Annotated in this window: 25 protein-coding genes; 16 read left to right on the forward strand and 9 right to left on the reverse strand. The window is 72.3% G+C overall.

Annotated elements, in window-relative coordinates:
- Positions 1-3,546 carry a DNA polymerase III subunit alpha gene (gene dnaE, locus BN3788_RS01835; RefSeq protein ID WP_066582142.1) on the forward strand — a complete coding sequence of 1,182 codons (3,546 nt, stop codon included), beginning with the start codon at positions 1-3 and terminating at the stop codon, positions 3,544-3,546.
- Positions 3,543-3,941, forward strand: coding sequence for a pyridoxamine 5'-phosphate oxidase family protein (locus BN3788_RS01840; protein WP_066582143.1), 399 nt, complete (start codon positions 3,543-3,545; stop codon positions 3,939-3,941). Before dnaE ends, BN3788_RS01840 begins: the two co-directional genes overlap by 4 nt.
- An 8-nt stretch (positions 3,942-3,949) precedes the next feature.
- Here the strand turns inward: BN3788_RS01840 and BN3788_RS01845 are convergent, their stop codons facing one another.
- Positions 3,950-4,195, reverse strand: a complete 246-nt coding sequence (locus tag BN3788_RS01845) for an RNA-binding S4 domain-containing protein (RefSeq protein WP_066582144.1) — start codon at positions 4,193-4,195, stop codon at positions 3,950-3,952.
- A 79-nt stretch (positions 4,196-4,274) separates the two neighbouring features.
- Between BN3788_RS01845 and hisD the strand changes: the two genes are divergently transcribed.
- Positions 4,275-5,597: a histidinol dehydrogenase gene (gene hisD / locus BN3788_RS01850; protein WP_066582145.1), complete on the forward strand. Its 1,323-nt coding sequence runs from the start codon at positions 4,275-4,277 to the stop codon at positions 5,595-5,597.
- A 17-nt stretch (positions 5,598-5,614) separates the two neighbouring features.
- On the opposite strand, the gene BN3788_RS01855 is transcribed toward hisD, so the two are convergent.
- Positions 5,615-7,882 (reverse strand): RecQ family ATP-dependent DNA helicase, encoded by a 2,268-nt coding sequence (locus tag BN3788_RS01855; protein ID WP_082812489.1) that lies wholly within the window; start codon positions 7,880-7,882, stop codon positions 5,615-5,617.
- A gap of 437 nt (positions 7,883-8,319) precedes the next feature.
- Positions 8,320-8,961 carry a DUF6318 family protein gene (locus BN3788_RS19180; protein WP_147525028.1) on the reverse strand — a complete coding sequence of 214 codons (642 nt, stop codon included), beginning with the start codon at positions 8,959-8,961 and terminating at the stop codon, positions 8,320-8,322.
- Positions 8,962-9,297: 336 nt separating this feature from the next.
- Here BN3788_RS19180 and BN3788_RS01865 point away from each other — a divergent pair, with 336 nt between their 5' ends.
- The 6 genes from BN3788_RS01865 (at position 9,298) to BN3788_RS01890 (ending at position 13,951) form a co-directional block, all read left to right on the forward strand.
- Positions 9,298-10,413, forward strand: a complete 1,116-nt coding sequence (locus BN3788_RS01865) for a histidinol-phosphate transaminase (protein ID WP_066582147.1) — start codon at positions 9,298-9,300, stop codon at positions 10,411-10,413.
- Positions 10,410-11,030, forward strand: a complete 621-nt coding sequence (gene hisB / locus BN3788_RS01870; protein ID WP_066582148.1) for an imidazoleglycerol-phosphate dehydratase HisB — start codon at positions 10,410-10,412, stop codon at positions 11,028-11,030. The genes BN3788_RS01865 and hisB overlap by 4 nt, the downstream gene beginning before the upstream one ends.
- Complete coding sequence (locus tag BN3788_RS01875) at positions 11,027-11,632, forward strand: hypothetical protein (protein WP_234346429.1); 606 nt, start codon at positions 11,027-11,029, stop codon at positions 11,630-11,632. Before hisB ends, BN3788_RS01875 begins: the two co-directional genes overlap by 4 nt.
- Before the next feature lie 101 nt (positions 11,633-11,733).
- Positions 11,734-12,381: an imidazole glycerol phosphate synthase subunit HisH gene (gene hisH / locus BN3788_RS01880; protein WP_066582150.1), complete on the forward strand. Its 648-nt coding sequence runs from the start codon at positions 11,734-11,736 to the stop codon at positions 12,379-12,381.
- Between the two features lie 83 nt (positions 12,382-12,464).
- A complete protein-coding gene (gene priA / locus BN3788_RS01885) occupies positions 12,465-13,205 on the forward strand; it encodes a bifunctional 1-(5-phosphoribosyl)-5-((5-phosphoribosylamino)methylideneamino)imidazole-4-carboxamide isomerase/phosphoribosylanthranilate isomerase PriA (RefSeq protein ID WP_066582151.1) in 741 nt (246 codons plus the stop codon).
- A 2-nt stretch (positions 13,206-13,207) separates the two neighbouring features.
- Positions 13,208-13,951 (forward strand): SseB family protein, encoded by a 744-nt coding sequence (locus BN3788_RS01890; RefSeq protein WP_066582225.1) that lies wholly within the window; start codon positions 13,208-13,210, stop codon positions 13,949-13,951.
- A gap of 29 nt (positions 13,952-13,980) precedes the next feature.
- On the opposite strand, the gene BN3788_RS01895 is transcribed toward BN3788_RS01890, so the two are convergent.
- The 6 genes from BN3788_RS01895 to BN3788_RS01920 all read right to left on the reverse strand — a co-directional run bounded on the left by BN3788_RS01895 (position 13,981) and on the right by BN3788_RS01920 (position 18,776).
- The gene (locus tag BN3788_RS01895) at positions 13,981-14,373 is read right to left on the reverse strand and encodes a spore germination protein GerW family protein (RefSeq protein ID WP_066582152.1); all 393 of its coding nucleotides are present in this window, start codon (positions 14,371-14,373) and stop codon (positions 13,981-13,983) included.
- Positions 14,374-14,414: 41 nt separating this feature from the next.
- A complete protein-coding gene (locus tag BN3788_RS01900; protein ID WP_066582153.1) occupies positions 14,415-15,161 on the reverse strand; it encodes a S1C family serine protease in 747 nt (248 codons plus the stop codon).
- Positions 15,158-16,150: a hypothetical protein gene (locus BN3788_RS19590; protein ID WP_234346430.1), complete on the reverse strand. Its 993-nt coding sequence runs from the start codon at positions 16,148-16,150 to the stop codon at positions 15,158-15,160. Before BN3788_RS19590 ends, BN3788_RS01900 begins: the two co-directional genes overlap by 4 nt.
- Positions 16,151-16,249: 99 nt before the next feature.
- Positions 16,250-16,657: a DUF1844 domain-containing protein gene (locus tag BN3788_RS01910; protein WP_234346437.1), complete on the reverse strand. Its 408-nt coding sequence runs from the start codon at positions 16,655-16,657 to the stop codon at positions 16,250-16,252.
- Positions 16,658-16,763: 106 nt separating this feature from the next.
- Positions 16,764-18,269 (reverse strand): catalase, encoded by a 1,506-nt coding sequence (locus BN3788_RS01915; protein ID WP_066582154.1) that lies wholly within the window; start codon positions 18,267-18,269, stop codon positions 16,764-16,766.
- Between the two features lie 87 nt (positions 18,270-18,356).
- Positions 18,357-18,776 carry a Fur family transcriptional regulator gene (locus BN3788_RS01920; RefSeq protein ID WP_066582155.1) on the reverse strand — a complete coding sequence of 140 codons (420 nt, stop codon included), beginning with the start codon at positions 18,774-18,776 and terminating at the stop codon, positions 18,357-18,359.
- Between the two features lie 396 nt (positions 18,777-19,172).
- Here BN3788_RS01920 and infC point away from each other — a divergent pair, with 396 nt between their 5' ends.
- The 7 genes from infC to pheT all read left to right on the forward strand — a co-directional run bounded on the left by infC (position 19,173) and on the right by pheT (position 26,455).
- A complete protein-coding gene (infC, locus tag BN3788_RS20140) occupies positions 19,173-20,249 on the forward strand; it encodes a translation initiation factor IF-3 (RefSeq protein ID WP_390619560.1) in 1,077 nt (358 codons plus the stop codon).
- A 91-nt stretch (positions 20,250-20,340) separates the two neighbouring features.
- Positions 20,341-20,535, forward strand: coding sequence for a 50S ribosomal protein L35 (rpmI, locus tag BN3788_RS01930; RefSeq protein ID WP_066582156.1), 195 nt, complete (start codon positions 20,341-20,343; stop codon positions 20,533-20,535).
- A gap of 61 nt (positions 20,536-20,596) precedes the next feature.
- Complete coding sequence (gene rplT, locus BN3788_RS01935; protein ID WP_066582157.1) at positions 20,597-20,980, forward strand: 50S ribosomal protein L20; 384 nt, start codon at positions 20,597-20,599, stop codon at positions 20,978-20,980.
- A gap of 34 nt (positions 20,981-21,014) precedes the next feature.
- Positions 21,015-21,848 (forward strand): TrmH family RNA methyltransferase, encoded by an 834-nt coding sequence (locus BN3788_RS01940; protein WP_066582158.1) that lies wholly within the window; start codon positions 21,015-21,017, stop codon positions 21,846-21,848.
- A 69-nt stretch (positions 21,849-21,917) separates the two neighbouring features.
- A complete protein-coding gene (gene thpR / locus BN3788_RS01945) occupies positions 21,918-22,544 on the forward strand; it encodes an RNA 2',3'-cyclic phosphodiesterase (protein ID WP_066582159.1) in 627 nt (208 codons plus the stop codon).
- Positions 22,545-22,814: 270 nt separating this feature from the next.
- Positions 22,815-23,879, forward strand: a complete 1,065-nt coding sequence (gene pheS, locus BN3788_RS01950; protein WP_066582160.1) for a phenylalanine--tRNA ligase subunit alpha — start codon at positions 22,815-22,817, stop codon at positions 23,877-23,879.
- A complete protein-coding gene (gene pheT, locus BN3788_RS01955) occupies positions 23,879-26,455 on the forward strand; it encodes a phenylalanine--tRNA ligase subunit beta (protein WP_066582161.1) in 2,577 nt (858 codons plus the stop codon). The genes pheS and pheT overlap by 1 nt, the downstream gene beginning before the upstream one ends.
- Positions 26,456-26,642: the final 187 nt, after the last annotated feature.

Consider the following 26,642-nt stretch of genomic DNA (forward strand, 5'->3'; position numbering starts at 1 on the left):
ATGGCAGCGGCTGGGCGAAGTGACGGGTCCGATTTCGTCCATCTCCACGTGCACACCGAGTACTCGATGCTCGACGGCGCGGCACGTTTGGACGACCTCTTCACCGAGGCGAAGCGCCTCGGCCAGACGGCCATGGCCACCACCGACCACGGGTACCTGTTCGGGGCCTTCGACTTCTGGAACAAGGCGCGCAAGCACGGCATCAAGCCGATCATCGGGGTCGAGGCGTACATCACGCCCGGCACGAGCCGCTTCGACCAGAACCGCGTCCGCTGGGGCGAGGCGCACCAGGCGAGCGATGACGTCTCGGCGCGCGGCGCGTACACCCACATGACGATGCTCGCGCGCACCACCGAGGGCATGCACAACCTGTTCCGGATGTCCTCGCTCGGCTCGCTCGAGGGGCAGATGGGCAAGTGGCCGCGCATCGACCGCGAGCTGCTCAGCCGCTACAGCGAGGGCATGATCGCGATGACCGGCTGTGCCTCGGGGGAGGTGCAGACCCGGCTGCGGCTCGGCCAGTTCGACGAGGCCGTCCGCGCCGCCGGGGAGCTCCAGGACATCTTCGGCAAGGAGAACTTCTACGTCGAGATGATGGACCACGGCCTCGACATCGAGACCCGGGTCATCAAGGACCTGCGCCGGCTCTCCGAGATCATCGGCGCGCCCATGGTCGCCACGAACGACCTGCACTACACGCGCCACGAGGACGCCCACGCGCACGAGGTGCTGCTCGCCGTGCAGTCGGGCTCGACGCTGGCCGACCCGGACCGGTTCAAGTTCGACAGCGACCAGTTCTACCTGAAGTCCGCTGAGGAGATGCGGCGCACCTGGGCGGAGATCCCCGAGGCGTGCGACAACACGCTGCTCATCGCCGAGCAGTGCGAGGTCGCGTTCAACACGGACGCGAACTTCATGCCGCGGTTCCCCGACACCCCAGCCGGTGAGAACGAGGACTCCTGGTTCATCAAGGAGGTCGAGCGCGGGCTGCAGCGGCGGTACAGGGGCGCCGTCCCCGACGCCGTCCGCGCGCAGGCGAACTACGAGACCGGCGTCATCACCCAGCTCGGGTTCTCCGGCTACTTCCTCGTCGTCGCCGACTTCATCAACTGGGCGAAGGCCCAGGGCATCCGGGTGGGACCGGGCCGTGGCTCGGCCGCCGGGTCCATGGCGTCGTACGCGATGGGCATCACCGAGCTCGACCCGCTCGAGCACGGGCTGATCTTCGAGCGGTTCCTCAACCCCGAGCGCGTGTCCTGGCCCGACGTCGACGTCGACTTCGACGAGCGCCGGCGCGGTGAGGTCATCCGGTACGTCACCGACAAGTACGGCGAGGACCGCGTCGCCCAGATCGTCACCTACGGCACCATCAAGGCCAAGCAGGCCCTCAAGGACGCCTCCCGCGTGCTCGGCTTCCCGTTCGCGATGGGGGAGAAGCTCACCAAGGCGATGCCCCCGGCCGTGATGGGCAAGGACATCTCACTGTCCGGCATCTACAACCCGGACGACCCGCGCTACGCGGAGGCGGACGAGTTCCGCAAGGTCGTCGAGATGGACCCCGAGGCGCAGCGCGTGCTCGAGACGGCACGCGGCCTCGAAGGCCTCAAGCGCCAGTGGGGCGTGCACGCGGCCGGCGTCATCATGTCGAGCGAGCCGCTGCTCAACGTCGTCCCGATCATGCGCCGCCTGCAGGACGGCGCGATCATCACCCAGCTCGACCAGCCCGCGTCCGAGGCGCTCGGGCTGATCAAGATGGACTTCCTGGGCCTGCGGAACCTCACGATCCTCGACGACGCGCTCGAGAACATCGTGATGAACGGCAAGGACCCCATCCAGATCGAGGAGGTCCCGCTCGACGACCCCGCGACGTATGAGCTGCTGGGCCGCGGCGACACGCTCGGCGTGTTCCAGCTCGACGGCGGCCCGATGCGCTCGCTGCTGCGCCAGATGCGCCCCGACAACTTCGAAGACATCTCGGCCGTCATCGCGCTGTACCGCCCGGGCCCGATGGGGATGAACTCCCACATCAACTACGCGCTGCGCAAGAACGGCCTGCAGAAGGTCGAGCCGATCCACCCCGAGCTCGAGGAGCCGCTCGAGGAGGTCGTGGGCATCACCCACGGCCTGATCGTCTACCAGGAGCAGGTGCAGCGCGCCGCGCAGAAGCTCGCCGGGTACAGCCTGGGCCAGGCCGACCTGCTGCGCCGCGCGATGGGCAAGAAGAAGAAGGAGGTCCTGGAGAAGGAGTTCATCCCGTTCCAGGCCGGATGCCGCGAGCGGGGGTACTCCGACGAGGCCATCCAGGCCGTGTGGGACGTGCTGGTGCCCTTCGCCGGATACGCCTTCAACAAGGCCCACTCCGCCGCGTACGGCGTGGTCTCGTACTGGACCGCCTACCTCAAGGCGAACTACCCGACCGAGTACATGGCCGGCCTGCTGACGAGCGTGCGCGACGACAAGGACAAGTCGGCGCTGTACCTCGGCGAGTGCCGCCACATGGGCATCACGGTCCTCCCGCCGGACGTGAACTCCTCCTCGGCGAACTTCACGGCTGTCGGCAAGGACATCCGCTTCGGGTTGGCCGCCATCCGCAACGTCGGCGCCAACGTGGTCGACGCGATCGTGCGCACCCGCGAGGAGAAGGGCGCCTTCACGTCCTTCATCGACTTCCTCGACAAGGTGCCCGCCGTGGTCTGCAACAAGCGGACCATCGAGTCGCTGATCAAGGCCGGGGCCTTCGACTCCCTCGGCCACCCGCGCCGCGCGCTGCTGCTCGTGCACGAGCAGGCCGTCGACTCCGTCATCGGCGTCAAGCGCAAGGAGGCCGAGGGGCAGTTCGACCTCTTCGCCGACCTGGGCGGCGAGGACGAGAGCATGGGCTTCTCGGTGGTCATCCCCGAGCTGCCCGACTGGGACAAGAAGCAGCGCCTCGCCTTCGAGCGCGAGATGCTCGGCCTCTACGTCTCCGACCACCCGCTCTCCGGCCTGGAGCATGTGCTGGCCGCCGCCGCGGACGTGTCGATCGCGACGCTCAACGCCGACGAGGCGCGGCCCGACGGATCGACGGTCGTGGTCGCGGGGCTCATCACCAGCCTGCAGCGCAAGATGTCCAAGCAGGGCAACCCGTGGGCCGCGGTCACCCTGGAGGACATGGAGGGCTCGGTCGAGATCATGTTCTTCGGCGAGACATATCTCGCCTACTCGACGGTGCTCGCGGAGGACGCCGTGATCGTGGTGCGCGGGCGCGTGCGGCGCCGCGACGAGACGATGCAGCTCCAGGCGATGGAGGTCACCTTGCCGGACCTGTCGGCCGTCGCCGACGCCCCCGTCGTGGTGACGCTGCCCGAGTCGCGCTGCACGCCGCCCGTGGTGGAACGCCTCCGCGAGGTCCTGTCCACTCACCCGGGCATCAACGAGGTGCACCTGCGCCTGACCCGGCCGGGCATGACGACCGTCATGCGGCTCGACGCGCAGCTGCGAGTCGAGCGCTCCCCGTCGCTGTTCGGCGACCTCAAGGCGCTGCTTGGCCCCGGCTGCCTGTCATGACGGCGCTCTCGGACGACCAGCTCGCGTTCGTCGTCGAACGCCACCTGGCGACGCTGACGACCGCCCGCGCCGACGGCACCCCGCATGTCGTCCCCGTGGCGTTCACGTGGGACCCGGCGCGCGGCCGGGCCCGCATCACGACCAAGGCGACGTCGGTCAAGGCGCGCAACATCGAGCGGGCTGCCGCCCAAGGGGCCACGGCCAGAGCGGCGCTGTGCCAGCTCGAGGGCTGGCGCTGGCTGACGTTGGAGGGCGCCGCCACCGTCTCCCACGACCCGGCGGACGTCGCCGAGGCAGTCGCCGCCTACGCCGAGCGCTACCGGCAGCTCGAGTTCGACCCCGCCCGGGTGGTCATCCACCTCGATGTCGACCGCGTCATGGGCAGCGTGCGCTGACCTGTCGCTCAGCCGACGACGGCACGCACCTCGCCGGCTGGCAGGTCCACGGTGACGAGGTCCGCCCGGCGCAGCTGGCGTCCGCGGCGCTCCTCGGGCTCGCCGTTGACGAACACCAAGCCGTCTTCGAGCATCTCGCGGGCCTGTGCCCCGGAGTCGGCCAGCCCGGCGAGCTTGAGGAACTGGCCCAGGCGAATCGACTCGTCGGTGATCGGGACGATGTCGCGGTGTCCGGGGGTGTGCGAGGTGCTCATGCGCCCATCATCCTCGATCGGCGTCCCGCACGGCGGCCCGCCCGGCCCCCGGGTGTCGCACGACACTAAACTCAGGCCCATGATCTCCAGAATCGACCTGCGCGGTCGTTCGATGTCCCGGCGGGAGCTCCTCGAGACCCTGCCCCGTGCCGAGCTCGACGTCGAGACCGCCACCGAGCAGGTGGCGCCGATCGTCGCCGCCGTGCGCACTCAGGGCGCCACGGCACTGCGGGACCTGGGCGAGCGATTCGACGGAGTGCGCCCCACTCATCTCCGCGTGCCCGCCGACGCCATCCAGGAGGCGGTGCTCGGCCTGGACCCGCTGGTCCGCGCCGCACTCGAGGAGGCCATCACCCGCGTCCGCTCCGTGCACGCCGCGCAGCGGCCCGCCGACTTCGCCGTGGACGTCGCGCCGGGCGCGCAGGTGCGCCAGCGCTGGGTCCCCGTGCGCCGAGTCGGGCTGTACGTGCCCGGCGGGCTTGCCGTGTACCCGTCGTCGGTGGTGATGAACGTGGTGGCCGCGCAGGAGGCGGGAGTCGGATCCCTCGCGGTGGCGTCCCCGCCGCAGCGGGACAACGGAGGGCTGCCGTCGCCGGATGTCCTCGCCACCTGTGGGCTGCTCGGCATTGACGAGGTCTACGCAGTCGGAGGCGCGCAGGCCATCGCGATGTTCGCCTACGGCGCCGCGGGCTCGGAGCCGGGCGACGGCGAGACGCTGTGCGAGCCGGTCGACGTCATCACCGGCCCGGGCAACGTGTACGTGGCCGCCGCCAAGCGGCTCGTGCGCGGGGTGGTGGGCATCGACGCCGAGGCGGGCCCCACCGAGATCGCCATCCTCGCCGACGGCACGGCAGACCCGTCGCACGTCGCCGCCGACCTGCTCTCCCAGGCGGAGCACGACCCGCTGGCCGCAGCCGTGCTGGTCACGACGTCCGTGGAGCTCGCGGGAGCCGTCGAGTCCAAGCTCACCGACCGGGTCGAGGTCACGGCCAACGCCGCGCGGGCCATGCAGGCGCTGGCCGGCCCGCAGTCGGCGATCGTGCTGGTGGACAACCTGGAGCACGGCCTGGAGGTCGTCAACGCCTACGGCGCCGAGCACCTGGAGATCCAGACCGTCGACGCCGCCGCCGTCGCCGAGCGGGTGACGAGCGCGGGGGCGATCTTCGTCGGCCCCTACGCCCCGGTCTCCCTCGGCGACTACATGGCGGGCTCCAACCACGTGCTGCCCACCGGCGGCTGCGCGCGCTTCGCGAGCGGTCTCGGGGTGCACAGCTTCGTGCGCGCCATCCAGGTCATCGAGTACGACGCGGATGCGCTGGCGGCGGTGGCGGACAGGATCGTCGCCCTCGCCGACGCGGAGCGCCTGCCCGCCCACGGCGAGGCGATCCGGGCGCGCTTCTGAGCCGTCGCGCGCAGGCCTCAGCCGATGCCCAGCACGAACGGGAACACCGCCGACGCGCCCGCCTGCCTCAGCAGGCGGGCGCCGACGGTGAGAGTCCAGCCGGAGTCGGTCCGGTCGTCGAGCAGCAGCACTGAACGCCCCGGGAGGCCAGCAGACGCCGCAGGCGACAGGTCGAGTTCGAGGCGGCGCACCACACCGGCCAAGCGCTGAGCGGAGTTCACGTCGTGCCGGGCCGCGGGGGCGCCCCCGATCGGCCGCAGCGTGCCCACCACGGGGATGCCGAGGTGACGGGAGACGCCGTCGGCCAGGTGCCGTAGCAGTCCCGGACGGGTGAGGGACTCCACCACGACGATCCCCGCCGGCGCCGGGTCAGGCGACCAGCCCGCGAGGACGTCGAGCACCGGCTGCCGCAGCGACGCCGGGAGCGCGTCAGGCGCCCCATGCCCCTCGGGAGCCCCGTGGCCGTCGGGCGTCGTTGGTGTGAACAGGTCGCGGAGCAACCCGCCCCAGCCGATCCCGTCCAGCCGCGCCACCGCACGGCCCGTCTCGGCCCGCTCGTCGGCCGCGATCCGGCCGCTCAGCTCCACACCCAGCGACGCCATGCCCGACGGCCACATCTTCCGGGGCTCCACCTCCACGCCCGGCACCGCGAGCCGCTCCCGGGCGCTGGCGATCTCCGCCTCGTCGGGAGCCGACCCGGCGCTCGCCCCGCCGCACCTGTCGCAGCGCCCGCAGCGCCAGCCGTCCACCAGCTCCGGGTCATCGAGCGCACGGCGAAGGAACGCCATGCGGCAGCCGTCGCCGCGCACGTAGTCGACCATCGCCTGCTGCTCCGCACGCCGGGCCGCGCTCACGCGCTCGTACCGCTCGGCGTCGTAGGACCACGGCTGGCCCGTGGCCTCCCAGCCGCCGCGCACCCGGTGCACCGCGCCGTCCACGTCGAGGACCTTGAGCATGAGCTCGAGCCGCGCCCGGCGCAGGGTCACCTGCGTCTCCAGAGCGGCCGTCGAGAGCATCCCCCGGCTCTCCAGCGCGGCCAGCGCCGCGCGGACCTCCGTCTCGGGCGGGAAGGCCATCGAGGCGAAGTAGTCCCAGATCGCCTTGTCCTCGCGGCCCGGCAGCAGGACCACCTCGGCGTGCTGTGTGGCGCGGCCGGCGCGCCCGACCTGCTGGTAGTACGCGATCGGCGAGGCGGGAGCCCCGAGGTGCACCACGAACGCGAGGTCGCCCTTGTCGAAGCCCATGCCGAGCGCCGACGTGGCGACCAGCGCCTTGACCCGGTTGGCGAGGAGGTCTGCCTCGGCGACCTCACGCTCCGCGGTGTCCGTCTGGCCGGTGTACGCCCGCACGTCCAGCCCGACGCCCCGCAGATACTCGGTGACCTGCTGCGCCGCCGCCACCGTCAGGCAGTAGACGATCCCCGAGCCGTCGATGCGGGGGAGGTTGTGCGCGAGCCAGGCGAGCTGCGCCGAGGTGTCGGGGAGCCGCGCCACCGACAGGTGCAGGCTCTCGCGGTCGAGGGGCCCGCGGAGCACCAGCACGTCGGCCAGGGCGTCCGCGCTCTCCTCCGTCGCGCCGGTGACAGCGAGCTGCTCGGCGACATCGTCGGTGACGCGGGAGTTCGCGGTGGCGGTGGTGGCCAGCACCGGGATCCCGGCAGGCAGATCGGCGAGGAGCGTGCGGATGCGCCGATAGTCGGGCCGGAAGTCGTGTCCCCAGTCGGAGATGCAGTGGGCCTCGTCGATCACCACGAGCCCGGCGTCAGCGGCCAGCCGGGGCAGCACCTCGTCGCGGAAGCCCGGGTTGTTGAGCCGCTCGGGAGAGACGAGCAGCACGTCCACCTCGCCGGCCTGCACGCGGGCCTGCACATCGGCCCACTCCGTGACGTTCGAGGAGTTGATCGTCTCGGCGCGGATCCCCGCACGCTCGGCCGCGGCCACCTGGTTGCGCATCAGGGCGAGCAACGGGGAGATGATCACCGTCGGCCCGGACGGCTCAGCCCCGGTCGCGCCCGCGCGCAACAGCGCTGTCGCCACGAAGTACACCGCTGACTTCCCCCACCCGGTGCGCTGCACGACGAGCGCCCGGCGACGGTCGGCCACCAGGGCCTCGACCGCGCGCCACTGGTCGTCACGCAGCCGCGCGTCAGGGCTCCCGACGAGGGCGCGGAGCGCCGACTCTGCCTGCTCGCGCAGTGCCTCGCGGGGGACAGGGGAGTGCTGGGGGCGCTCACCGGCGGTGGCAGGCGGGGGGGGGGGGGGGATGGGGCCGTCTCTTTTACACATCTGACGCTGCCGACGATCTTACGCGGGGGGACATTGGACGGGTGCCGTGGCTCGCACATGAAAGAGTGGAACGCTTGGCCCAGGGGCCCCATGGGGCGTCGGCGGTGGGGCGGGTGTGCCGCCACAGGTGCAGCAGCGGTGGGTATCCGCCGCAGTCGGGCAGCGGTACGGCGCCGTCCGCGCCGGCGCATGGGCCGTTCTCCGCGGGGTAGACGTGCCCCGCCCCCTCGCACTGCTCCATCCGCTTGTACTCCGTCAACACCGCCACCGGATCACCCGCCGCACTCGCCTCTGCCCAGTCCTCCGCGGCGGTATTCGCGAGCGCGCCTTTGATGATTGCGGAGTTGTCCTTCATTGATCCGCCAAAGTCAGGCGACGTGGATGCGCCTTGAGCCAGGCCGACGAGCAGGAGTCCAACGGTCAGGCTCTTGCCTGCCTCACGCATCGGGGGCCTGGTTTTCGAGTGCCCGGATGAGCCAGCGGTCCGACTCATGAACGACAATGAGGAGCGGCTTCGAAGTCACCGACTTCAGCTGCTCCGACTGCGTGTTCCCGGCGGAGTCCTTCACTGTTGTGGGCCCTTGGGTCATCTGCATCTCAACGCTGAAGGAAGATCCTGGGATCAGTTCGACGCCGCTGACATCTGCGACTGAGATCGCAGCCCCTTCGATTCTCTGGCCCAAGCCGTGCATCTCCTCAACTTTGGTCGCAATTCCCGTGCACGTCAGGCATTCGGGGTGACTGAGGGCATTCCACTCGGCGAGGTCGCCGGTGTTGTACACGTAGGGGTAGAGCTCGACGAAGTACGTGGCGGCGGCAATCGCGCCCTCGACGCTGACCTCGTCCATCGCGGTGGGGCGTTCGGGCTTGGGGGAGCGGGTAGGGCTCGGCGTCGGCGTCGGTGTGGGCGTGGCCACGACGTCGGTGCCAGTGGGGCTGGGCAGTGGGGCCCTGTCTTCGTCGGTGCACGCGGTCAGGCCGAGCGAGATGGCCAATGCCGCAGCCGCCGCCCACACGGCCGGTGGCCGGCGCCGATGCGTCTCGCGAACGTCGGGGAGCGAGCGCGGCGACGGGATCATGCGGGTGAACCTAGCGACAACACCACATCACGGTCACCCCGCGGTCTCTGCCTGTGGACGGCGCGGCCCTGGAACCCCACTGACATGCGGATGCCCGTCCGCACGGGGGGAGAGCGGACGGGCATCAGCTGACGTCCTCGTCAGGCGGCCATGTGCGAAAGGGGGGATTTCGCTGCCGCACCACGAGGCTAGGCACAAGGCGGCGTGCGGTGGGTGGGACCTTCGTCATGTTCTGGCCAGCGGGCGTGCCATGCGGAGTGGAGTGGCTCGGAGGTCCGCCGTCCCATGTGGGGGACGGGTGGGGGCCCTGAAGCGGCGAGTATCTAGACTCGCATCGTGACTGCTGACCTTGACCGCCCGTCGCTGCCGCTGCGTGCCGAGCTCGTCGGGCTCGAGCCGTACGGCGCGCCGCAGCTCGACGTGCCGCACCTGCTCAACGTGAACGAGAACCCGTACGCGCCCTCCGAGGCTGTGGTCGCCGACATCGCCCATGACGTCGCGCTGGCCGCCGCGGGCCTGAACCGCTACCCGGACCGGGACTTCGCCGCGTTGCGCGCCGACCTGGCCGGATACCTCCGCGTGGAGTCAGGCGCCGTGCTCGCACCGGAGCAGATCTGGGCCGCGAACGGGTCGAACGAGATCATGCTGCACCTGCTGCAGGCCTTTGGCGGACCTGGGCGCACGGCGTTGTCGTTCGCGCCGACCTATTCGATGTACCCGGAGTACGCGCGGGACACGAGCACCCGGTGGGTGGTCGGGCGCCGGGCTGAGGACTTCGCCGTCGACCCGCAGGCCGCTGCTGCGCTGATCGCCGCCGAGGCCCCGTCCGTGGTGCTGCTGGCCAGCCCGAACAACCCGACCGGCACTGCGCTGCCCGCCGAGACGCTCGAGGTGATCCTCGACGCCGCCGCGGGGGTGCCCGGCGGCTGTGTCGTGGTGGTCGACGAGGCCTATGGCGAGTTCCGCCGGGAGGGGACCCGCTCGGCGCTGCACCTGCTCCCCGAGCGGCCGCACCTGGTGGTCAGCCGCACCATGTCCAAGGCGTTCGGCCTGGCCGGTGCCCGAGTCGGCTACCTGGCGGCCTCGCCGCACCTGATCGACGCGCTGCGCGTGGTCCGGCTGCCGTATCACCTGTCCGCGGTGACGCAGGCCGTGGCCCGGGCCGCGCTGCGGCACGCTCCCGCGCTGATGGCGCAGGTCGGGTCGCTGCGCGCCGAGCGCGACGCGCTGGTCGAGTGGCTGCGCGGCCACGGGCTGCGGGTTGCCGAGTCCGACGCGAACTTCGTGCTGTTCGGGGTGTTCGACGACCGGCACGCGATCTGGCAGGGTCTGCTCGACCGCGGCGTGCTGATCCGCGAGACGGGACCTGAGGGGTGGCTGCGCGTGTCGATCGGCACGCCGGAGGACATGACGGCGTTCAAGGACGCCCTGGTGGAGGTGGCAGGACTGTGACCACGACGGCTGACCGTTCGGCGCGCACGGCGCGCATCGAGCGGACCACGAGCGAGTCGAGCGTGCTCGTCGAGCTCGACCTCGACGGCACGGGCACGACGGACATCTCGACCACTGTCGGGTTCTACGACCACATGCTCACCGCGCTCGGCAAGCACTCGCTGATCGACCTGACGGTCAAGGCGACGGGCGACACGCACATCGACGCCCACCACACCGTCGAGGACGTCGCCATCGCGCTGGGCGAGGCGCTCCGGGTGGCGCTCGGCGACAAGAAGGGCATCTCCCGCTTCGGCGACGCGATGGTGCCCCTGGACGAGGCGCTCGCGCAGGCTGTGGTCGACGTCTCCGGGCGGCCGTACCTGGTGCACTCCGGCGAGCCCGCGGGCCAGGAGTACCACCTGATCGGCGGCCACTTCACCGGCTCGCTCACCCGCCACGTGCTGGAGTCGATCGCGCACCACGCCGGGATCTGCATCCACATGCGGGTGCTCGCCGGGCGGGACCCGCACCACATCGTGGAGGCGCAGTTCAAGGCGCTGGCCCGGGCGCTGCGCTTCGCCGTGCAGCCCGACCCGCGGGTCGAGGGCATTCCCAGCACCAAGGGCGCGCTGTGAGCGTGGACGCCCCGCGCCCCGACGGCGACGACGAGCTGCCCGAGGGCTTCTCGGTGCCGGACGACCTGTCCTCACTGGCAGGCCTCGACGCCCACTCTCCTGAGCCTGGCGCGAACGAGCCGCAGCCGACCGAGCCGTCTCCGGCGGAGCCGCCGGCTGTCGTGCCGCAGGACGAGAAGCCGCAGGTCGCGCTCGTCGTCACCCAGGTGGCCGGGGCTGAGGCTCTGGCGGCCGCATGCGCGCTGGCCAAGGTCGACGCCGACGCCATCTTCACGCCCGTCGGAGCCGTCGCGGTGCTGCGCGACCCGGCGGCGGGCCCGGCCGGGGCCGGCGCCCTCTCGGCGATGCTCAAGGCCGCGCCGGTGGTGCTGCTGGTGCGGCGGGCCGGGCGGATCAGCGCGACCCACTGGGCCAACGGCGTGCAGGGTGACGACCTGCCACCCGGGCTGGTGCTGTCGGACGCGCCACCGGAGCTGGAGCAGCTGCTGCTCGGCACGCTGACGATCGCGGACGCGGAGAACGCTGTGACCAGCGTGGGGATCTCGCGCTGGAAGGCGATGCGCCTGCTTGCCGCCGCGGCGAAGGACAACCGCCGCCGCTGACGCGGGGCCGCGTCGAGGCCTGGGCGTGGGGTTGCGGGGGAACGCCCGCCCAGGCCTGGACGCCTGCCCATCCGTCCCGGCGCGACGGGTAGCCTGGGCCCGTGCCCAGCCAGTCTCGTGTCGTCGTCCTCGACTACGGCTTCGGCAACGTGCGGTCCGCCGTGCGTGCGCTGGAGCGTGTCGGCGCCCAGGTCGAGCTCACCGCCGACGCCCATGCGGCCACTGAGGCCGACGGTCTCATCGTGCCCGGCGTGGGCGCCTTCGCCGCCTGCATGACCGGCCTGCGTGGCGTCCACGGCGACCAGATCGTCGACCGCCGGCTCGCGGGCGGGCGCCCGGTGCTCGGCATCTGCGTCGGCATGCAGGTCATGTTCGCCTCGGGGGACGAGCACGGCGTGCGGGCCGACGGGCTCGGCGAGTGGCCCGGTGTGGTGGACCGCCTCGAGGCCGAGGTCGTCCCGCACATGGGCTGGTCGACTGTCGACGTGCCCACTGGGTCGACGCTATTCGCTGGGATCGAGCACGAGCGCTTCTACTTCGTGCACTCCTACGCCGCGCGCTCCTTCCCGCTGGCGGAGTCGGTGGACGCGGAGCGGTTCGCCGCCCCGTTGGTGACCTGGTCCGAGCACGGCGGGCGGTTCGTCGCCGCCGTGGAGAACGGCCCGCTGGCGGCGACGCAGTTCCACCCGGAGAAGTCCGGGGACGCCGGCGCCGAGCTGCTGCGCAACTGGGTCGCCTCGCTGCGCTGACGGCGCGCCACCATCTAGACCATGACCGGCCCACGGGCCGACGCCACGCACTGGCGCACCACGCGCCGCCGAGAGAGGACACCATGACCGATCGCCTGGAGCTGCTGCCCGCCGTCGACGTCGCCGCTGGGCAGGCCGTGCGCCTGGTCCAGGGAGCCGCCGGCTCTGAGACGGGCTACGGGGACCCGCTTGCCGCCGCGCTCGACTGGCACGCCGGCGGCGCGGAGTGGATCCACTTGGTGGACCTGGACGCGGCGTTCGGGCGCGGCTCGAACGCGCCGCTGCTCGCCGACGTCACCGCGGACCTCGCGGGCAAGGGCGTCAAGGTCGAGCTGTCGGGCGGCATCCGGGATGACGAGTCGCTCGAGCGTGCCCTGGCGATGGGCGCCACCCGCGTGAACCTGGGCACCGCCGCCCTCGAGGACCCGGAGTGGACCGCGAAGGTCATCGCAAGCCACGGCGCGGCCATCGCGGTGGGCCTCGACGTGCGCGGCACGACGCTGGCCGCGCGTGGCTGGACGCAGGAGGGCGGGGACCTGTGGGAGGTGCTCGCACGCCTCGACGCCGCCGGCTGCGCCCGCTATGTGCTCACGGACGTCACCAAGGACGGCACGCTGCGCGGCCCGAACCTGGAGCTGCTGCGTGAGGTCTGCGAGCGGACGTCCGCCCCGGTCGTGGCGTCGGGCGGTGTCTCGAGCCTCGCGGACATCGAGGCGCTGCGGACGCTGGTGCCGCTCGGCGTCGAGGGCGCGATCGTGGGCAAGGCCCTGTACGCCGGCGCCTTCACCCTCCCCGAGGCCCTGGACATCGCCGGACGGCCGTGACCGTGGCCGGTCGTGAGCTGCCCCCGTCGTCGCCGTTCGCGAGCGACGACGGGACGTGCGACGCGGCGCTCGCAGCCGTGCTGGACGACCATGCCCGAGGCCACAACCGCGTGGCGGAGGTCGTGGAGGCCCTCGCGGGGACGCGGGTGCTGGTGCCGGTGCTCGCCGTGCTCGACGCCGCGGGCGTCGTCGAGCACGACGGGCGCCAGCACACAGTCGACAAGGAGGCCTCCACCGGGATCGTCGCGCTGCGGGCCCCCGACGGGCGCACGGCGTTGCCGGTGTTCACCTCGGTGGCCAGCATGGCGGCCTGGCGAGCCGACGCCCGGCCCGTCCCCTCGGAGGTCGCGCGCGCCGCGCTGTCGGCCGTGAGCGAGGGCTGGGAGCTGCTCGTGCTGGACCCGGGCGGGCCCGTCACCGTCCTCATCCCGCGGCCTGCCGTCTGGGCTCTGGCGCGGCAGGAGCAGTGGCGCCCCGCGGTGGGCGCGACGCCGGAAGGGCTCGAGGTGGACGGCGAGGTGCGCGACGCGGTGCGGAGGGCGCTCTCGCAGATCGGCGAGGTGCGCGCTGCCGACGCGGAGCCGGGCCGTCGCGCCGAGGTCGCGGTGGTGCTCGGCGTCGTTCCCGGGCTCGACCGCACTCGCCTGGACGCGGTCCTGGCGCAGGTCAACGACGCGCTCGCCGCGGACGAGACCATCGCGGCGCGGGTGGACTCGGTTGAGCTCCGACTGCGCGCCGCGGGCTGAGTCAGTGCCTGTGAGTCAGCGCCTGCGAGTCAGCGCCGGCGGCGCCGGCCCAGCACCCAGGCGACGCTCAGCACCGTGATGCCCACCACTGCGACCGCCTGACCGCCGAGGATGACGCGGTTGAGGTCGAGCGCAGGGCGCCAGTGCACACCGGCGCTGTCGATCACGTACACGCCGAGCGGCTTGACGCGCGCGGCATACCCGCCGCCACCGCCCTGGCCGCCGGCCTCGCCGCGCTCCGCGTTCTTGGTGTCGAGCTGGCCGGTGCCGAAGCCGGAGCCTGTGCCGCCGAGCAGCCGGGCCACCGGGATCACCGTCGTGCCGGCGTGCTCGTAGGGCTCGCCGAACACCCGGTCGACGTTGAGCGTGTCGCTCACCGCCTGCGTCACACCCGACGGGTCGAACTCGTGGTCCTGCGGCATGGTGTCTCCTGCTTCTTCGCGAGGCTGGTGGCTCTGGGTGGTCAGGACGAGGTGCAGGACTCGGAGTCCACGAACGAGGTGTCGTCAGCAAGCATCGCGCGCAACGTGCTGACTGGCACCACGAAGCTCATGCCCGTCGAGTTCTTCGCGTAGACGACGCCGATGACGCGGCCCTCGGAGTCGAGCGCCGCCGAGCCGGAGCTCCCCGGCTCCACGGCGGCGTCGGTGATGAGCACCTCGCCGAGGTTCTCGTTGAGCGGGTCGGTGGTGGTGCCGATGACATGGCCGCTGGTGACCGTGAGCTGGCCGCCCAGCGGGTAGCCGACCACCGTCACCTCGTCACCCGTCGTCGGGTCATCCTCTGCCAGCACCGGAGCCGCGGGCAGGGGCTCGGCGGTCCGCACCACTGCGAGGTCCGCGAGTCCCGCGATGCTGGAGGCCGTGACCGCGATGTCCCGCCCGTCGTAGGTGCTGACCTGCAGGTCGGCCGAGTCGGCCACGACGTGCCGGTTGGTGATCAGCGTCGACTCGTCGAGCGCGAAGCCCGAACCCGTGGACAGTGACGAGCAGCCGACGTTGCGGATGCGCACCGCCATCCGCTGCGCCGCGTCGAACCCGTCGACGGACAGGTTGCCCGTCTGGGTCGGCTCGGTGACCGGGGCGTGCGACGGCACGAGGTCGGTTGGCACGGGCCCCGGGATGGCCGGCAGCACACCGCACCCCGCGATCAGCACCGCGGACAGCACGACGCCAGCCGACAGCCCGACCGTCGCGCGGTGCGATCTCATCGGCCGAGCACCTCCTGCAGCGCCGTGTTGGCGTCCGTGGCGGCCTCGCACACCCGGGTGACGTCGGTGCGGAACCGGGTCAGGTCGGTCGCGTCGTAGAGCGTGGGGTCCTGCATGTACTCGATCAGCTTGTTCTGCCCGTCGACGCAGGACGTGAGCGCCGTCGTGACCTTGCGCGCCGCCTCGGACACCTTCTCCTGGTAGTCCACGACGCGCTGCTGCACCTCGCGGTCATCCCCGAGCTGGGCCTTCTCGTCGGCGAGCTCGGTGATGCGGTTCTGCGCCGCGCCGAGCTGGGCGCGTGTGCCGTCGAGCTCGGCGAGCGCTCCGGCGAGGTCATCGCGCGCCTGGGCGAGCTCGTGGCCGGTGAGCCGTGCGACCTGCTCCCACTCGGCGTTGCGCTGCTCCAGCGCCCGGGCGGCCACCAGTAGGTAGGTGCTCAGCGCGATCAGGACGGCGAGCGCCAACGTGACGACGACCATCGTCCAGGGCCGGCGCTGATGCCGCGTCGCGTCGGCCAGGGCCAACGAGGGAGGCGGTGCGGCGCCTGCGGGCGTGCCTCCGTCGGCGGCCTCCGGGGGCATGAACAGTGAGGGCGGGGGAGGAGGGGGCAGGATCGGCGCGGTGACGCTCGCGGCCGCGACGGCGCGCGGTGTGGGCGCGGGATCAGTGGCCAGGACGGGGTCGGCCACCGCGGGCACGGCGTCGGTCACCGCTGCGGGGTCGGTCGGCGCTGCGGGGTCGGCCGCCGGGAGTGGATCGGCCACGGGCGCGATCGGATCGGCCTCGGCGAGCGACCTCGTGTCGGTGCGCGGGTCCAGCGGGGCGGCGAGCCTGTCCAGCCGTTCCTGGGAGGAGTCGTCGACGGGGGGCGCCTGGTCGCCGGGCTGCTCGGCCCGCGGGACGTCGGGCGTGCCGTCGACGTGCGTGTCCAGGGGCCCGGCGCCGCCGATGGCGTCGTCGTCGGCCGTCCCCAGGTCGTTCGTCACGCAGCACAGGATAGGGGGCTGGCCAGGCGACACGCCGGGTGGCGCCGCCGATGGCGCGGCTCAGGGCGCGTCAGCGGCGCGCGGGCGCGTCTCCGCAGGTCAACTGACGGGACCGGTGAACTTCTCCCCGGGACCCTCGCCGGGCGCGTCGGGGAAGGGCGACGCCTCACGGAAGGCGAGCTGCAGGGAGCGCAGCCCGTCGCGGAGCGAGCGCGCGTGCTGGTTGCCCAGATCCGGCGCCGACGCGGTGACGAGCGCGGCGAGCGCGGTGATGAGCTTGCGGGCCTCGTCGAGGTCGAGGTGCTCGGCGGCGGGCGATCCGGGGAGGTCCTCGGCCAGCCCGCACTTGACGGCAGCCGCGCTCATGAGGTGGACGGCGGCGGTGGTGATGACCTCGACCGCGGCGACGTCGGCGATGTCGCGCGTCGCGGCGCCCGCGTCGTCGTGGGCGTGGCGGCCGCCGCGCTGATCGGCCTGCTGGTCGGCCTGCGGCGCCGGGGCGGTCATGTGGTCGGGCTGCTCGGGCATGGGCCAGATCCTCTCATCCCCGCGCGCCTGCGCACGCCGAGGGCCCCGCACCTGAGTGGTGCGGGGCCCTCGGCTCGAGCGGTCGTCAGGCGATCGGAAGCGCCGACGTGGCCGGGGTGCCGGTCTCGACGGGCGCGAACCCAGCCAGGTTGGACCGCAGCGCGGATCCCAGATTGGCGTCCACGTTCGTCCAGTACTGGATCGCGCGCTCGCGAATCGCCTCGTTCTTCACACCGCCGACGTGGCCGGTGATCGTCTCGAGGAAGCGGGCGCGGGCAGCGTCGTCGAAGACGTCGCGGTAGAGCGTGCCGGCCTGGCCGAAGTCGTCGTCCTCGGCGTGCAGCGTCGCGGCGGTGCGCACGAGGTCACCGTCGGACTCCCAGCCACGGGACTCCGCGGCGACGTCGGCGTGGGCCGCCGGGCCGCCGACCGAGTTCGGCGCGTACACCGGGGCGCTGGGCGAGTTGAAGGTCGAGCGCATGGCGCCGTCCTGCGAGTACGAGTGCACCGGCGCGGCGTGCGGGGCGTTGACGGGCAGTTGCGCGTGGTTGGTGCCCACGCGGTACCGGTGCGCGTCGGCGTAGGAGAAGATCCGCGCGAGGAGCATCTTGTCGGGGCTCGCCGCGATGCCGGGCACGAAGTTGCTCGGCGCGAACGTCGCCTGCTCGATCTGCGCGAAGTAGTTCTCGGGGTTGCGGTTGAGCTCGAGCGTGCCGACCTCGATCAGCGGGTAGTCCGCGTGCGGCCACACCTTCGTGAGGTCGAACGGGTTGAAGCGGTAGTCCTTGGCGTCCTCGTACGGCATGACCTGGACCGAGAGCGTCCAGGACGGGAAGTCGCCGCGGTCGATGGACTCGGAGAGGTCACGGATGTGGAAGTCCGCGTCGGACCCCGCGAGTTGCGAGGCCTGCTCGTTCGAGAAGCACTTGATGCCCTGGTTGGTCTTGAAGTGGTACTTGACCCAGAAGCGCTCGCCCGCGGCGTTGATCCACTGGTACGTGTGCGAGCCGAAGCCGTCCATGTTCCGCCACGACGCCGGGATGCCGCGGTCGCCCATGAGCCAGGTCACCTGGTGCGCCGACTCGGGGGACAGAGTCCAGAAGTCCCACTGCATGTCGTTGTCGCGCAGGTGCGTGCCCGGCAGGCGCTTCTGCGAGTGGATGAAGTCGGGGAACTTGATGCCGTCGCGGATGAAGAAGACGGGCGTGTTGTTGCCGACCAGGTCGTAGTTGCCCTCGGTCGTGTAGAACTTCAGCGCGAAGCCGCGCGGGTCGCGCCAGGTGTCGGGCGATCCCGCCTCGCCGGCGACGGTCGAGAAACGGGCCAGCGTCTCGGTCGTCGTGCCCTGCTGGAACACCGCGGCGCGGGTGAACGCGCTGACGTCGTTCGTCGTGGTGAACGTGCCGAACGCGCCGCCGCCCTTGGCGTGCACGACGCGCTCCGGCACGCGCTCGCGGTTGAACTGCGCGAGCTTCTCCACCAGGTAGTGGTCGTGCAGGACGATCGGGCCGTCGGCGCCGACCGTCTGCGAGTGCGCGTCGGACGCGACGGGGGCGCCCGAGTTGGTGGTGGTGGGGGAGACGTTCGACATGTGCGTCCTCTCGCTGTCCCGGCTCTGCCGGGCTGATGGTTCCGTCCTGCCGATGGCAGGCGTCAGATGTGGTGCCGCCGGGGCCGGTCAGGCGCCCCGGCAGTCGGGGCACAGGCCCCAGAAGGTGACCTCGGCGCTCTCGATGGTGAAGCCGGAGGTCGAGCTCGGGATGAGGCAGGGGGCATGGCCGACGGCGCAGTCGACGTCGTCGATCGCGCCGCAGGACCGGCACACCACATGGTGGTGGTTGTCGCCGATGCGCCGCTCGTACCGCGCGGGGTGGCCCGCGGGCTCGATCTGGCGGACGAGTCCCGCAGCCGTCAGGGCGTGCAGCACGTCGTAGACCGCCTGCACGGAGACGGTGCCGAGCGCATCCCGGACGAACGTCAGCACGGAGTCCGCGTCAGCGTGGGGATGCTGCGCGAGCGCCTCGAGCGCGGCGAGGCGGGTCGCGGTGACCCGCAGGCCGTTCTCGCGGAGCTGCTGCTCAGGGCTGGCCGTTGTCATGCGCACACACTAGCGCCTTAACTGGAAGAGTTCCAACTTCGTATTTATTACGGGGTGCGGTGCGCTGCCGAGCGGCGGCGAGGTGCGGTCGGTGGCGCGGGGGCGTTGTCGCGCGCACCCAGGTGTCTGTTAGAGTCGTTCCTTGACTGACCTGGGTCGCTGACCGCTCCTGCGAGCGTGATGTGCCCCAGGTGCACAAGTGGAGTCACCTCCCACCTGAGTTTCGACAGCTCGATCTCACGATCGACGACAGAGGCCAGGTCCCGGTCCGGAGAGCATGGCCTGGCGGCTGTGCTCGCTCGCCGCTGTGCGGGGCGCTCGTCGCGCCACGTGCCATCGGTTCCGGACTTCGAGGCCCCCACCTGTGCCCAGGTTCGGGGGCCTTTCCCGTGCCTGGTGATCTCCACGACGAACTCTGAGGAGCACCACATCAGCGAGCCCCGCATCAACGATCGGATCCGCGTTGCCGAGGTCCGCCTGGTCGGCCCCAACGGCGAGCAGGTCGGGATCGTCCGCGTGGAAGACGCACTGCGCCTGGCCCAGGATGCCGATCTCGACCTCGTCGAGGTGGCCCCGGACGCCCGCCCCCCGGTCTGCAAGATCATGGACTACGGCAAGTTCAAGTACGAAGCAGACATGAAGGCCCGTGAGGCCCGGCGCAACCAGACGAACACGATCCTCAAGGAGATCCGTTTCCGTCTGAAGATCGACCCGCACGACTACGGCACCAAGAAGGGCCACGTCGAGCGGTTCCTCAAGGCCGGGGACAAGGTCAAGGTCATGATCATGTTCCGCGGTCGCGAGCAGTCGCGCCCTGAGATGGGCATCCGGCTGCTCCAGCGGCTCGCCGCCGACGTCGCCGAGCTCGGCTTCATCGAGAGCTCGCCGAAGCAGGACGGCCGCAACATGATCATGGTGCTCGGCCCCACGAAGAAGAAGGCCGAGCAGAAGAGCGAGCAGCGTCGGGCCGCGCAGACGAAGGCGCACGACGAGCAGCCTGACCAGGGTCCTGCCGAGACGCAGGCTCCGGCCGTTGCGCGTCCGGCGGCTGAGGCGCCTGTCGAGGCCCCGGTTGCCGAGGCTCCGGCCCCGGTTGCTGAGGCTCCGGCCCCGGTTGTTGAGGCTCCGGCCCCGGTTGTTGAGGCTCCCGCTCCGGTTGCCGAGGCTCCGGCCAAGGCGGCTGCCGCGTCGGAGACGAAGGCTCCCGCCAAGGCGTCTGCCCCGGCAGAGCCCAAGGCGGCTGCTGCGAAGGCTCCCGCCGCGGCGGAGGCCAAGCCGGCGGAGGCCAAGGCTCCCGCCGACGCCGAGGCTCCGGCCAAGGCGCCTGCCCCGGCTCCCCGGCCGGCCGCTCGACCCGCGCCGAGCGCAGCGAAGCCTGCTGCGCCTCGTCCGGCCCCTCGGCCTGGCCCGGCCAAGCCGGCGGCGAAGCCCTCGCCGTCTGCTCGCCCGGGACAGTCGGGCACCACAGCCTGACCTGAACTACGGACGGGGGGCCTCATTCGGACCCCGCACGAACGAGTCGCGCCACCCTGCGCGATGCGACGACAAGGAGAGAGCGGCAGCCATGCCGAAGAACAAGACGCACTCCGGTGCCAAGAAGCGTTTCCGGGTCACCGGCAGCGGCAAGCTCATGCGTGAGCAGGCCAACGGTCGTCACCTGCTCGAGCACAAGTCGAGCCGTCGCACCCGGCGTATCGCCGGCGACGTCGTCGTCTCAGCTGCTGACGCCCCCAAGATCAAGAAGCTGCTCGGCAAGTGATCCCCTGGGCGCGTGAGCGCCCTGGAGTCACCTGCGAGCCCCGACACGCAAGGAGCATCACGTGGCACGCGTGAAGCGGGCGGTTAACGCCCAGAAGAAGCGCCGCACTACCCTCGAGCGCGCCAGCGGTTACCGCGGCCAGCGCTCCCGTCTGTACCGCAAGGCGAAGGAGCAGGTCACCCACTCCCTCGTCTACGCCTACCGCGACCGCAAGGCGCGCAAGGGCGACTTCCGCAAGCTGTGGATCCAGCGGATCAACGCGGCCTCGCGCGAGCAGGGCCTGACGTACAACCGCCTGATCCAGGGCCTGAAGCTCGCGGGCATCGAGGTCGACCGCCGCGTGCTCGCCGACCTCGCGGTCAACGACGCCCAGGCGTTCAACACGCTGGTCGCGGCGGCCAAGGCCGCCCTGCCGGCCGACGTGAACGCGCCCTCCGCTGCGTGACACGCTGACGGCTGCACTTTCGGACGCCCGGCTGATGCCTGAGCTTGCCAACCCCCGCGCTGAGCGGGTCAAGGCGGTTCGGGCGTTGGCCGGGCGTTCCGTGCGTCAGCGCACCGGCAGGTTCCTCGTCGAGGGGCCGCAGTCGGTGCGCGAGGCGGTGAGGTTCGCGGCGGACCAGGTCCGGGACGTGTACCTCACGCCCGCCGCGGCTGAGCGGTACGGCGAGATCGTCGCGGACGCACAGGGCGCCGGCCTGTCCGTGCGGCTCGGCACGCCTGAGGTGCTGGAGGCGATGTCGGCTGACGCGCAGGGAGTCGTGGCCGTGCTCGAGAGCCGGCTCGCGACACTCGGCGACGTGCTGGCGTCAGCGCCCCGGCTGGTGGCCGTGCTGGCGAATGTGCGCGACCCCGGGAATGCGGGGACGGTCATCCGCGCGGCGGACGCGGCGGGCGCCGACGCCGTGGTGCTCGCCGGGGAGAGCGTCGACCCGCTCAACCCCAAGGTGGTGCGGTCCACTGTCGGCTCGTTGTTCCACCTGCCTGTCGTGGCGGGTGTCGAGCTCGCGCCGGCTGTCGCCGCGCTGCGCGCAGCGGGTCTGGCGGTGCTGGCGGCCGACGGTGGCGGGGAGCAGGACCTGGACGACCTGCAGGACGCGGCGGCGGTCGACGGTCCGGGGGCCGCGGGCACGCCCGATCTGCGCACGCCGACGGCCTGGCTGTTCGGCAACGAGGCCTGGGGCCTCCTGCCGGCCGACCGGGCATTGGCCGACGCGGCGGTGCGGGTGCCGATCCGGGGGCGGGCCGAGTCGCTCAACCTCGCGACCGCCGCGACGGTGTGCCTGTACGCGAGCTCACGCGCGCAGCGCTGACCTCGTCGCCTCCACTCGGGCGGCGGCCTGGGCGTGGCGCGGCCTGCCGTAGTGCGCCAGGGTGGGGACATGCGCCTGTTCGCCGCAGTCCGTCCCCCCGAGCACGTGCTCGGCCACCTGGACCTCGCCCTGCGATCGGTGCAGGAGGGCCAGCCGCACGGTCCTGAGGCTGGTGTGCGGTGGGCGGCGCCGGAGAACCGGCATCTCACGGCGGCGTTCTACGGCGAGGTGTCGGACGGCCTCGTCGACGAGCTCGTGGGCGCGCTGCGCGTCGGCGCCGCGGGTGTGCGGAGGTTCGAGCTGCGATTGCGCGGCGCGGGGGTGTTCGCGCACCGGACGCTGTGGATCGGCGTGTCCGGCGATGTGGACGGCATGCATGCGGTGATCGCCGCGGCGGGCGCGGCCGGGGAGTCGGTGGGCGCGCGGCCCGACGACCGGGTGCGCTCGCGCCCGCACCTCACCGTCGGCCGGATCGGGCCGGCGACGGCAGGGAGGGGATGGAGCAGGCGGCATCCCGTGCCCGAGGCCTCCCAGGAGACGGCATTGGTGCACGCGCTGTCGTTGTACGACGGGCCCACGTGGCAGGTGGACGAGGTCGTGCTGATGCGGTCGGAGCCGGGAGCGGGCCGGAGCGGGGGACCGCTGTACACACCGCTGGAGCACCTCCCGCTCGGCGCGGCGCCTGGTGCGGGGTGACGCGGCGGGCGGCGCCCCGGGCTCGGACGAGCCCCTGCGGGGGCATCGGCGTGTGGCAACATGGGGCCATGTGCGCTCCCATGGCGACGACCGGGCGTGGTCGTCGATTTCTGTGGCCCGTCCTCGGGCCGCGCGGCTGACGCTGCGCACATGATCGCCGCCGGGTGAGGCCCGGTGTCGCGAGCAGGTCCGCAGGGCGGGCACCACTAGACTTCTCTGCTGGTCGTGCGCTGGTGCGCCGACCGGTCCGTTCCCGCCTGGAAGGCCCGGATGTCCATCTCTGCCTCGCCCCTGTCCCCGCTCGACGCCCCCGGCGTCGAGGCAGCTCTCGCTGACGCCCTGAGCGCTCTCGAGCGCGCGTCCGACCTCGACGAGCTCAAGGCCGCCCGCCTCGAGCATGTCGGCGAGCGCAGCCCGCTCGCGCTCGCCAACCGGGAGATCGGCCAGCTCCCGCCAGCCGACAAGGCCGTTGCCGGCAAGCTCGTCGGCGCGGCGCGCGGTCGTCTCGCGAAGGCCCTCGCCGCCCGCCAGGAGCAGCTCGAGGCCGAGCGCGACGAGCGCGTGCTGGTCGAGGAGTCCGTCGACGTGACGCTCCCCGTCGACCGGCAGCCGCGCGGAGCCCGTCACCCGTTGGAGACGCTCCAGGAGCGGATCGCCGACATCTTCGTCTCGATGGGCTGGGAGATCGCCGACGGCCCCGAGGTCGAGGCCGAGTGGTTCAACTTCGACGCGCTGAACTTCGGCGTGGACCACCCCGCACGCCAGATGCAGGACACGTTCTTCGTGGACTCCGGCGAGCCGGGAGTGGACTCGCACCTGGTGCTGCGCACGCACACGTCGCCCGTGCAGGCGCGCACGCTGCTGTCCCGGGAGCTGCCGGTGTACATCGCGTGCCCGGGCAAGGTCTTCCGCACCGACGAGCTCGACGCGACGCACACGCCGGTCTTCCACCAGGTGGAGGGCCTGGCCGTCGACAAGGGCCTGACGATGGCCCACCTCAAGGGCACGCTCGACCACTTCGCGCGGTCGATCTTCGGGCCGGACGCCACGACGCGGCTGCGACCCTCGTTCTTCCCGTTCACCGAGCCCAGTGCGGAGATGGACCTGTGGTTCCCGCAGAAGAAGGGCGGCGCTGGCTGGATCGAGTGGGGCGGCTGCGGGATGGTCAACCCGAACGTGCTGCGCGCGGCGGGGATCGACCCGGACGTCTACACGGGCTTCGCGTTCGGCATGGGGATCGAGCGCACGCTGATGCTGCGTCACGGCATCGCTGACATGCACGACATGGTGGAGGGCGACGTGCGCTTCTCCGAGCAGTTCGGGATGGAGATCTGATGCCCCGCATCCCTTTGACGTGGCTCGCGGAGCACGTCGACGTCCCCGCAGGGACCACCGCCGAGCAGCTCGCCGCCGACCTGGTACGGGTCGGGTTGGAGGAGGAGGCCATCCTCCCCGCCGCCGTGACCGGACCCCTGGTGGTCGGCGAGGTGGTGGAGCGGACGCCCGAGCCGCAGAAGAACGGCAAGGTCATCAACTGGTGCCGTGTCGATGTCGGCGCGCACAACGAGCCCGACGGCTCGCCGCGCGGCATCGTGTGCGGCGCCCAGAACTTCGAGGTCGGCGACCGCGTGGTGGTGGCGCTGCCGGGCGCCGTGCTGCCCGGGCCGTTCCCGATCGCGTCGCGCAAGACGTACGGCCACGTGTCGGACGGCATGATCTGCTCGGCGCGCGAGCTGGGCCTCGGCGAGGACCACGACGGCATCATCGTGCTGTCCCGGATCGGGATCGACGCCGAGCCGGGGGCCGACGCGCGCGAGCTGCTCGGCCTCGGCGAGGAGGTCCTCGAGATCAACGTGACGCCGGACCGCGGCTACTGCTTCTCGATGCGCGGGGTCGCACGTGAGTACTCGCACTCGACGGGGGCGGCCTTCACCGACCCCGGGCTGCCCACGGCGCTGGATGTCGAGGTGTCGGGCGGCGAGGCCGGGACGGGCTTCGGCGTCGAGATCGACGACGACGCGCCGATCCACGGAGTGCCCGGTGCGGACCGGTTCGTCGCGCAGGTCGTGCGCGGCGTGGACGCGTCCGCGCCGTCTCCGGCGTGGATGCAGCGCCGGCTGACCCAGGCGGGGATGCGCCCGATCTCGCTGGCCGTGGACGTCACCAACTACGTGATGCTCGACTTGGGACAGCCACTGCACGCCTACGACCTGGCGCAAGTCGCCGAGCCGATCGTGGTGCGCCGCGCCCGGGCGGGGGAGCGCATGCGCACCCTTGACGGTGTCGAGCGGGTGCTGGACGCCGAGGACCTGCTCATCACCGACAGCCCGGACGGGCGGCGCGCGTCGCGCATCCACGGCATCGCGGGTGTCATGGGCGGCGCCGACAGCGAGGTCTCGTCGGGCACGAGCGACCTGCTCATCGAGGCCGCGCACTTCGACCCCGTCACCGTCGCCCGCTCGGCGCGGCGGCACAAGCTGCCGAGCGAGGCCGCCAAGCGCTTCGAGCGCGGCGTCGACCCGAGGCTGCCGCGGGTGGCTGTCGCGCGCGTCGTCGAGCTGCTGTCGCAGTACGGCGGGGGCACGCCCGACGCCGCGATCACCGACGTGGACGACACCACCGCTCCGGCGGTGATCGGCCTGCCGCTCGACCTCCCGGGGCGGATCGTCGGTGTCGACTACACCCCCGAGCAGGTGCGCGAGACGCTCGAGGAGATCGGGTGCACGGTGGTCGGCGCCACGGGCGCGCAGGTCGTCGAGGTCTTGCCGCCGTCCTGGCGCCCGGACCTCGCGCAGCCGGTCGACCTGGTCGAGGAGGTCGCGCGGCTGCGCGGCTACGACGCGATCCCGTCGGTGCTCCCGGCGGCGCCTGCCGGCCGTGGCCTGACCTCGGGGCAGCGCGCCCGCCGCGCGGTGGCGCGCTCGCTCGCCGCCGCGGGCTACGTCGAGACGCTCAGCTACCCGTTCGTGGGCGCCGAGCAGCACGACGCCCTCGCGCTGCCGGCGGATGACGAGCGCCGCCACGCGCTGCGACTGCTCAACCCGATCTCCGACGCCCGGCCTGAGCTCCGCACCCATGTGCTCGAGACGTTGCTCGAGACCGCCCGCCGCAACGTGAGCCGGGGGACGAGCGACCTGGCGGTGTTCGAGATCGGGCTGGTCACCCGTCCGGTGTCCGGCGCGCCCGTGCCGCCGAGCCTGCCGGGCGGCGTCCGGCCGTCCGACGACGAGCTCGCGGCCCTCGACGCGGGCGTGCCCGCGCAGCCGCGACGCGTCGCGGGCGTGCTGACAGGCCAGCGGACCCGTTCGGGCTGGTGGGGTCCCGGTCGGCGTGCCGACCACACGGACGCCATCGCAGGAGCCCTGCTGGTGGCGGAGTCGGCAGGCGCCCAGGTGACCGTGCGCGCGGACGGCTCCCATGCGCCGTGGCACCCGGGTCGCACGGCTCGCCTGGAGACGGCGGACGGCCGCCTTGTCGGGCATGCGGGCGAGCTGCACCCCAAGGTCGTCGCGGCCCTCGGGCTGCCGGAGCGGGCCGCGGCGTTCGAGGTCGACCTCGACGTGCTGCTCGACGCCGCGGGAACCGAGCCGGTGCAGGCGCGCGAGGTCTCGACGTTCCCCGTCGCGAAGGAGGACATCGCGCTGGTGGTCGACGCCACCGTGCCGGTGGCCGAGGTCGCGGCGGCGGTGCGGGCGGGCGCGGCGGCGAGCGAGGCCGGCGACGTGCTCGAGGAGCTCCGCCTGTTCGACGTCTACACCGGCGCGCAGGTGGGCGAGGGGAAGAAGTCGTTGGCATTCTCGCTGCGGCTGCGCGCCGCCGACCGGACGCTGACCGCCGACGAGGCCGCCGCCGTCCGCGAGGCAGTCGTCGCCGAGGCTGGGCGCCAGGTCGGCGCCGTGTTGCGCGCCTGACCTCAGGCCGCCCCGGTCCGGGGGGCCGCCCATGCGGAGTCCAGAGCGCCCGTGCCCTTCGTGGGCACGGGCGCTTTGTCGTGCCGTCCGGAGAGGGCGTCTCCGCCCGTGCGCCGCGCGAGCGGGGAGGAAGCGCGTGAACCGGGCAATGCGGGCCCGCCGCGTTACAGGTGTGTAAAGAGTCGCG

The organism is Cellulomonas timonensis (assembly GCF_900046455.1).
GTDB classification, from domain to species: domain Bacteria; phylum Actinomycetota; class Actinomycetes; order Actinomycetales; family Cellulomonadaceae; genus Cellulomonas_A; species Cellulomonas_A timonensis.

Bases quoted from the DNA above. Each gene is read 5' to 3' on its own strand.
- dnaE (WP_066582142.1), top strand. From the start codon at position 1: ATGGCAGCGGCTGGGCGAAGTGACGGGTCCGATTTCGTCCATCTCCAC.
- BN3788_RS01840 (WP_066582143.1), top strand. From the start codon at position 3,543: ATGACGGCGCTCTCGGACGACCAGCTCGCGTTCGTCGTCGAACGCCAC.
- BN3788_RS01845 (WP_066582144.1), bottom strand. From the start codon at position 4,195: ATGAGCACCTCGCACACCCCCGGACACCGCGACATCGTCCCGATCACC.
- hisD (WP_066582145.1), top strand. From the start codon at position 4,275: ATGATCTCCAGAATCGACCTGCGCGGTCGTTCGATGTCCCGGCGGGAG.
- BN3788_RS01855 (WP_082812489.1), bottom strand. From the start codon at position 7,882: ATGTGTAAAAGAGACGGCCCCATCCCCCCCCCCCCCCCGCCTGCCACC.
- BN3788_RS19180 (WP_147525028.1), bottom strand. From the start codon at position 8,961: ATGATCCCGTCGCCGCGCTCGCTCCCCGACGTTCGCGAGACGCATCGG.
- priA (WP_066582151.1), top strand. From the start codon at position 12,465: ATGACCGATCGCCTGGAGCTGCTGCCCGCCGTCGACGTCGCCGCTGGG.
- BN3788_RS01895 (WP_066582152.1), bottom strand. From the start codon at position 14,373: ATGCCGCAGGACCACGAGTTCGACCCGTCGGGTGTGACGCAGGCGGTG.
- BN3788_RS01900 (WP_066582153.1), bottom strand. From the start codon at position 15,161: ATGAGATCGCACCGCGCGACGGTCGGGCTGTCGGCTGGCGTCGTGCTG.
- BN3788_RS01910 (WP_234346437.1), bottom strand. From the start codon at position 16,657: ATGACCGCCCCGGCGCCGCAGGCCGACCAGCAGGCCGATCAGCGCGGC.
- BN3788_RS01915 (WP_066582154.1), bottom strand. From the start codon at position 18,269: ATGTCGAACGTCTCCCCCACCACCACCAACTCGGGCGCCCCCGTCGCG.
- BN3788_RS01920 (WP_066582155.1), bottom strand. From the start codon at position 18,776: ATGACAACGGCCAGCCCTGAGCAGCAGCTCCGCGAGAACGGCCTGCGG.
- rpmI (WP_066582156.1), top strand. From the start codon at position 20,341: ATGCCGAAGAACAAGACGCACTCCGGTGCCAAGAAGCGTTTCCGGGTC.
- BN3788_RS01940 (WP_066582158.1), top strand. From the start codon at position 21,015: ATGCCTGAGCTTGCCAACCCCCGCGCTGAGCGGGTCAAGGCGGTTCGG.
- thpR (WP_066582159.1), top strand. From the start codon at position 21,918: ATGCGCCTGTTCGCCGCAGTCCGTCCCCCCGAGCACGTGCTCGGCCAC.
- pheS (WP_066582160.1), top strand. From the start codon at position 22,815: ATGTCCATCTCTGCCTCGCCCCTGTCCCCGCTCGACGCCCCCGGCGTC.
- pheT (WP_066582161.1), top strand. From the start codon at position 23,879: ATGCCCCGCATCCCTTTGACGTGGCTCGCGGAGCACGTCGACGTCCCC.